Here is a 5887-nt window from a genome sequence, read left to right as displayed (position 1 = left end):
TTATATAGAACTATCAGTAATAGGCTGAAAATGTTGCTTTAGCGAGTCTAAAAAAAGCTGAACCTTTTTGGGAATTTTTGATCCATAGGGGGTGGTTGCATAAAAATGAACCGTTGATGAAAAGATGTCCTGTGAGCAATTAATAATAACGCCTGCATCTTCATATCTTTTTGCTAAAAAATCGGGAATAAATAAAATACTGTGATTCTTTTGGCAGAAATCTAAAAGAATTTCTATATTATTGCAAATGAGTTGAGGGATTGAATCAATAAAATTATTTTTTAAATCTGATTTCGAATATAGTGATATATTATATTTTCTTAATTCTTCTATGCTTTTAGGTTTTCCGTATTTATTTAAAAATGTCGTTGTTGCATAAAAGTTTCTTTTATAAGTGTCTAGTAAAAAGATATCTTGCTCTTTAATTTCATCATCAATTTTTAAAATAATATCAAATTTATGTTCATTGATATCAACTGAGTTTTCTGAAAATAAAAGATCAATTTCGATATTAGGATATTGAATTAAAAAATTAGAAATAATCTCTGAAAAGCATGTTTGTACAAAAGCATGAGGAGCACTAATTTTTAATATACCTTCAGGATACTTTTGATCGTAGATGAAGTCATTGGCTGCTAAATCTAATTCTTTAACAATGACTTTACAACGTTGATAGAACTTTTCCCCTGAGCGGGTGAGGTCCATCTTTCGGGTATTACGTGTAAACAATGAGGTACTAAATAAACTTTCTAAATAAAAGATTCTTTTAGAAACTTGATCTCTAGTAACACCTAATTTTCTAGAGGCATTACTAAAGTTTCCAGTTTCTACGACACTAATGAAAGTATTAATACAGTCTAGTTTATCCATTAAATTTTGAAAGGCTAAATTGGCGTTTCGCTAAACTATATTATGATGTTCTACTTATCAATCATTGTATCTTTTAGGGATACAGTTTGTATTTAAATAAATATCTAGTAGTTTACAGTTATTTTTGATTTTATATAGTCTGCTAATTAATTTATTTGGTGGGTTATATAAATAATTATTTTAAATATCTAAATTAAAATCATATTTCTTGAAAATATTAATATTTTTATAGCTTTATAGGGTTGTTAAAAATCGAAATACCAATGAGGTAAATAGATGAGTGACTTAATTAATAATAATCCTGTGTGGGTAAAAAAGATCTTATCAATTCATGGATTGCTGCCACTTCTTCGACTTGCATTAGTTTCAGCCTATTTAGTCGGTGGAATTAATAAATTCATCGGATTTCATGCGGCGATTGAAGAGCAGGCGAGTTTTGGTTTACAGCCTGCTTGGCTCTGGGCATTTACAGCGATTTTGATTGAAATTGTGGGTTCGCTGTTGGTTATTTTTAATCGATTTGTCTGGTTAGGAGCCGGGGCTTTAGGCTGTCTAACCGCAATAGCGATGCTGGTTGCCAACGATTTTTGGAATCACACAGGTCCGGCATTTTTTAGCACGTTTAATAGTTTCTTTGAACACCTCGGTCTCATTGCCGCTCTAGTGATGGTCACCATTCTTTCTAATCAACAAACAAAGTCACAATAAGTTGTAGTACTCAATTCTTACGGAGTCTTTTATGCGTAAATCATTATCAGCCTTGCTTTTAAGCACCATGCTAGTGGGCACAAATGTTGCCATTGTTCCTCAAGTTTTAGCCAAAACAACAACCAGTGTAAAAAGTGAAGCGCCCGGTGTAGCTCCTCAATACGATACAACGCATGTATATGTTAACCCAGAAGACTTCGATAAATTTACCGACAGCTTAGTCGCGACTTTTGGTGGGACTAAATCTAAACAGGGCGTTTTTCAGGTGACGCCAACACCAAGCCAGACCATTTCTCAGCTTGTATTGACTCCAGTTGGAGCACTGTCTGTATTTGGTTTTAAAACTCCAATTCCACATCCGTTTGGTTTAGAAAGAACAGGTTATTTAGTCAAAGATATGGATGCGGCAGTACAGTCAGCTAAAGCAAATGGGGCAGATGTAATTGTTGATGCATTTCCTGACCCAATTGGGCGTGATGCAGTCATCCAGTGGCCGGGTGGCGTAAATATGCAGCTTTATTGGCACACGACTAAACCGAGCTATAGCAAACTAGAAACCGTTCCAGAAAATCGTATTTATGTTTCAAAACAAAGTGCCGATTCTTTCGTTAAAAAGTTCGTTAATTTCTCACATGGCAAAGTGGTTTCAGACAATCCTAAAGCGGCTGGTGTAGAGATTGGACGTCCAAATGAAACGTATAGACGTATTCGCGTTGAATCTGATTTCGGCAAAATGACAGTGTTGGTCACCGATGGTCATCTTCCATATCCATATGGGCACGATATGACGGGTTATGAAGTCAAAAATTTATCGGAGACTTTAGATAAAGCCACAAAAGCAGGTGTATCTGTACTGGTGAATACCTATAAATCGGATGGTCGTGAGGCAGCGATGGTACAGTTCCCGGGTGGTTATATTGCCGAAATTCATGCCGCTACAAAGTAATTTATTCGCTTAATGATTGATAGAAACTAATGCTCATATGGCCTAAGGGGGATGTGAGTGTAAAAGACTAAAACTCTGCAATGACCTGTTTATTACCGTGGATAACCATATGGCTCAGCCTATTTCTAATGATAGAAAATATCGCATTAGGACCTCAGAAAATTATCTTAAAATTATAAAAATGAGCGTTTTGCTTACGGGGAGTTTATTTCTTTATGAATTTGCTCATGCGGAAAATGAGGCTGCAAATACAAATGCATGTCCAGCTCGTCCAAAAATCTCAACGAATCGTTGGCAAGAAAATTGGGATGTTTTAAAAAACTCGTGTGTACCAAAGAAAATAGGCGATGATTTCAAATATATACCCTTTGGCGATAATAATTATTTGTCATTGGGTGCGAATATTCGTGAGCGTTTTGAAGTCAATAATAATGCGAGATTTGGCAGCGGAAATAATCAAGCCGATCGCTATTTAATTCAAAGATTACAAGTTCATGCAGATGCTCGTATTGGCGATCATTTACAATTATTTACTCAGCTCAGTGACTCGCGAGCGTTTGATAAAAAGAATATTAGCAGTACCGATCAAAATAGACTTGATGTTGAACAAGCTTTTATTGCTTGGGTGAGTCCTTTAAATAACGGAACTTTTAAGTTTAGAGTAGGCCGTCAAGAGATGGCTTTTGACTTGCAACGCTTTATTTCAAATCGCGAAGGGCCAAACGTTCGGCAAGCTTTCGATGGAATTTGGTCGGGTTATGAATATGGCGATTGGAGAATTTTAGGCTATCTCACCAGACCTGTTCAAATTGAAAAAGATTCAACTTTTAACGACCACTCGAAACGTAATTTAAGTTTTAGTGGCTTTCGCGTAGATAAACAAAATGTGTGGGGAGGTGAGTTGTCTGGTTATTACTCACGTTATGAACGGGATAATGCATCTTTTACAAGCGTTAAGGGAAATGAAATTCGCGACTTATACGACGTTCGCCATATGGGTAAAAAGAATAATATCGATTGGGATATTGAAGGCATGCTGCAACATGGAAGGATTGGTGGACAATCTATACAAGCATGGGGACTCAGTAGTATTACAGGGTACACGTTTGCTGATAAAGCTTGGTTGCCGCGTTTAGGCGTCCAGTTTGATATTGCCACAGGTGATAAAAACGCCAATGATAATGAACTCAATACCTTTAATCAGCTCTTTGCAAACGGCTCATACTTTACTTTGGCGGGTTACAGTGGCTACAGCAATATTATTCACATCAAACCATCTCTGACACTTAAGCCTTCAGATAAACTTACTCTGTTAAGTGCTTTAGGTTTTCAGTGGCGTGAAACCACCAATGATGCAGTTTATTTCCAAGGTAATAACAGCATGGCAAACACAGCAGGCCAAGGCTCAAGTTGGACAGGGGCATATATTCAACTGAGAGCAGATCAAAAAATAAATGCTAACTTGTCTGTTGCTGCCGAAGGAGTGCACTTTGAAGTCGGAGATACCATTAAGAAAGCAGGTGGTAAAGACTCAAATTATTTAGGTCTTGAACTTAAATATGCATGGTAAAAATAGAAGAGAAAAAATATGAGCACAGATATAAAGCAAACAAAAATTGGCCATTATCAAAATCTAGACATCGAACTCGTGACTTGGGACTGTGCTTCGGCCGAGGTTGAACTTTCTTGTGCTTGTGTTTTTGAACATGAAATGAATAACCGTTCTTTTTCGGGTGGATTGGCACATTTAGATGAAGCACTAAATGGCAGATTAGATCTGATACGAAAAAATAATTGGTTCAGCGCGAAATTGAATGATGCTCTTTTAATAAATCAAACGCCATCGACCATACAAGCCTCTAAAGTTTTACTTGTTGGGATGGGGGCACCAGAAGATTTCACCGTAGAGCGAATCGAGACTGCGATAAAAACTGTTATAAAGACAGCTCATCAACTGGAACTCAAAAGTGTGGCATTTGCACCGAGTATTTTAGATACAGGTCTGAATCCTCCCACTGGTTTAAATGAACTGATGCTAAGAAGTTTAAAAGAAGAATTAGACAAACATCATCAGCTTTATTTGCAAAATTTAGTCAAAAAATCTGAAATTGAAAGATGGGTATTTGATTCGGGTTTTCAAAATTATGATGCTAAGGCTGAGCAATATATAAAGTCTTTTACCAAAATTTTTTATAGCTAATATTTCAACTTATCAAAAAACAACTTGTTTCTTCAGCATGACTCATTTAAATAATGAAATAGGAACACACACATCTCTGATGCTTTAGTAGGAGGTCGTTATTTGAAGTTATTTATTATTATATTTATTGCAATTTTTTCTAGTATTGGACTGATCTGTTTAATTGCTCTACTCAAAAATTTAAAAAACAATTCGTCATCTGGCGAACACGATTATTCATCTTCTTCAACACATCATTTTCACGATAGTAGTCCTAGTCATCATAGCTCTAGTTATTCAAATGATTGTTCATCATCTTCAGATTCAGGTAGCTGCGATAGCGGCGGCGGCGGAGATTAAAAAAAGCCCTTTTATGCAAAGGGCTTTTTAATGATTTAAGGTAAATCGAACCAGATAAATTGACTATCTTCAGTTGCCTGAATCGTCGCTTTACCTTCAAACACGAAAGCATCACCAGCTTTGACTTCTTGATCGCCAATACGGATTACGCCTGAAATCACGTGAACATAGTTCAATTTTTTAACTGGCTCAACGTTTAACTCATGTCCTTTTTCCAATACAGCTGACTTTATCTCTGTATTTTGGCGAATATGCATCGGTGCATTTGCATCAGGCCCTGCAATTAAATGCCATTTATTTGGATCATTACGTGGGTCAAGGCTAATTTGCTGGTAATTTGGCTCAGCTTCTTTTACGTCTGGAATAATCCAGATTTGTAATAGATGCACGGGTGTATCAGTGTTATTGATTTCACTATGGGCCACGCCTGTACCAGCGCTCATGAGTTGCCATTCACCTGCTTTAATCTGGCCTTCATTTCCCATGGTGTCACGGTGTGAAATAGCACCATCTAGCACACAAGTTAAGATTTCCATGTTGTCATGCGAGTGTGTACCAAAACCATTATGTGCATCAATTCTGTCGTCATTAATCACACGTAATGCACTAACACCCATATATTTAGGATCGTACCAGCTACCAAATGAAAAGCTGTGATAAGACTCTAACCAACCTGCTTTTACATGTCCTCGATCTTCACCACGATGTAGATAAGTATTCATGATTTAATCTCCCAAATTTTTATTTATCTCTTGAGAAATATATTAATGTTCTATAGAGGCTAGAAAAATAGGCTAACTGCAACATGTCGTTGCATAATTGAT

At 36.5% G+C, this 5887-nt stretch carries 7 protein-coding genes; 5 read left to right on the top strand and 2 right to left on the bottom strand.

The window, feature by feature from the left end; translation table 11 throughout:
* On the bottom strand, positions 1–870 hold the full coding sequence (locus UC75_RS07185) for a LysR family transcriptional regulator (RefSeq protein WP_049837154.1): 870 nt from the start codon (positions 868–870) through the stop codon (positions 1–3).
* Positions 871–1146: 276 nt separating this feature from the next.
* Here UC75_RS07185 and UC75_RS07180 point away from each other — a divergent pair, with 276 nt between their 5' ends.
* The 5 genes from UC75_RS07180 to UC75_RS22505 all read left to right on the top strand — a co-directional run bounded on the left by UC75_RS07180 (position 1147) and on the right by UC75_RS22505 (position 5063).
* A complete protein-coding gene (locus tag UC75_RS07180) occupies positions 1147–1578 on the top strand; it encodes a DoxX family protein (protein WP_049837153.1) in 432 nt (143 codons plus the stop codon).
* Between the two features lie 31 nt (positions 1579–1609).
* Positions 1610–2524, top strand: coding sequence for a hypothetical protein (locus UC75_RS07175; RefSeq protein ID WP_049837152.1), 915 nt, complete (start codon positions 1610–1612; stop codon positions 2522–2524).
* Positions 2525–2633: 109 nt separating this feature from the next.
* Positions 2634–4094: an alginate export family protein gene (locus UC75_RS07170; protein WP_049837151.1), complete on the top strand. Its 1461-nt coding sequence runs from the start codon at positions 2634–2636 to the stop codon at positions 4092–4094.
* Positions 4095–4112: 18 nt separating this feature from the next.
* On the top strand, positions 4113–4724 hold the full coding sequence (locus UC75_RS07165; RefSeq protein WP_049837150.1) for a M17 family peptidase N-terminal domain-containing protein: 612 nt from the start codon (positions 4113–4115) through the stop codon (positions 4722–4724).
* 102 nt (positions 4725–4826) lie between these two features.
* Positions 4827–5063 carry a hypothetical protein gene (locus UC75_RS22505; protein ID WP_128825148.1) on the top strand — a complete coding sequence of 79 codons (237 nt, stop codon included), beginning with the start codon at positions 4827–4829 and terminating at the stop codon, positions 5061–5063.
* A 35-nt stretch (positions 5064–5098) separates the two neighbouring features.
* On the opposite strand, the gene UC75_RS07160 is transcribed toward UC75_RS22505, so the two are convergent.
* The gene (locus UC75_RS07160; RefSeq protein ID WP_049837149.1) at positions 5099–5785 is read right to left on the bottom strand and encodes a pirin family protein; all 687 of its coding nucleotides are present in this window, start codon (positions 5783–5785) and stop codon (positions 5099–5101) included.
* Positions 5786–5887 lie beyond the last annotated feature (102 nt).

The sequence above is a fragment of the Acinetobacter sp. V2 genome (assembly GCF_001188385.1).
Taxonomy (GTDB): domain Bacteria; phylum Pseudomonadota; class Gammaproteobacteria; order Pseudomonadales; family Moraxellaceae; genus Acinetobacter; species Acinetobacter oleivorans.
The sequence above is the reverse complement of the archived record's forward strand: the minus strand, read 5'-3'. Positions and strand labels throughout refer to the sequence as shown.

What these genes read in the sequence shown, in the direction of transcription:
- UC75_RS07185 (WP_049837154.1), bottom strand. Translation starts at nt 870, where the DNA reads ATGGATAAACTAGACTGTATTAATACTTTCATTAGTGTCGTAGAAACT.
- UC75_RS07180 (WP_049837153.1), top strand. Translation starts at nt 1,147, where the DNA reads ATGAGTGACTTAATTAATAATAATCCTGTGTGGGTAAAAAAGATCTTA.
- UC75_RS07170 (WP_049837151.1), top strand. Translation starts at nt 2,634, where the DNA reads ATGGCTCAGCCTATTTCTAATGATAGAAAATATCGCATTAGGACCTCA.
- UC75_RS07175 (WP_049837152.1), top strand. Translation starts at nt 1,610, where the DNA reads ATGCGTAAATCATTATCAGCCTTGCTTTTAAGCACCATGCTAGTGGGC.
- UC75_RS07165 (WP_049837150.1), top strand. Translation starts at nt 4,113, where the DNA reads ATGAGCACAGATATAAAGCAAACAAAAATTGGCCATTATCAAAATCTA.
- UC75_RS07160 (WP_049837149.1), bottom strand. Translation starts at nt 5,785, where the DNA reads ATGAATACTTATCTACATCGTGGTGAAGATCGAGGACATGTAAAAGCA.